The sequence below is a fragment of the Cohnella rhizoplanae genome (assembly GCF_948329515.1).
In the GTDB taxonomy this organism is placed as follows: domain Bacteria; phylum Bacillota; class Bacilli; order Paenibacillales; family Paenibacillaceae; genus Cohnella; species Cohnella rhizoplanae.
The window spans coordinates 1-469 of sequence record NZ_CAOJCN010000064.1; the positions used below are offsets into that span (position 1 = coordinate 1).

1 protein-coding gene is annotated in these 469 nt (G+C 67.0%); it reads left to right on the forward strand.

Going from position 1 to position 469, the window contains the following annotated elements; genetic code table 11:
- Window positions 1-469 (forward strand): FGGY-family carbohydrate kinase (locus tag PQG80_RS28835; RefSeq protein WP_271755304.1); only part of this gene is annotated, 469 nt, incomplete at both ends.

Below are 469 nucleotides of genomic sequence, written 5' to 3' on the forward strand. Positions count from 1 at the left end.
TCTCGCAGCTGACGGGCGAGTTCGTGCGCAACAGCTGCACGGCGGGCTACAAGTCGATCTGGCACAAGCAGGACGGCTACCCGAGCCCGGACTTCTTCAAGGCGCTCGATCCGCGGCTGGAGAACCTGACGGCGACCAAGCTGCGCGGCGACATCAAGCCGCTGGGCACCAAGGCCGGCGAGCTGACCGCGGAGATGGCGGCGCTGACGGGCCTGGCCGCAGGCACGGCGATCGCGGTCGGCAACGTGGACGCGCATGCGGCGGTGCCGGCGGTCGGCGTCGTGGGCGAAGGCAAGCTGGTCATGGCGATGGGCACGTCGATCTGCCATATGCTGCTCGGCAAGGAAGAGGTCGAGGTCGAAGGCATGTGCGGCGTCGTCGAGGACGGCATCATCGAAGGCTATATGGGCTATGAGGCCGGTCAGTCGGCGGTAGGCGATATCTTCGAGTGGTTCGTCGAGGAGGCCGT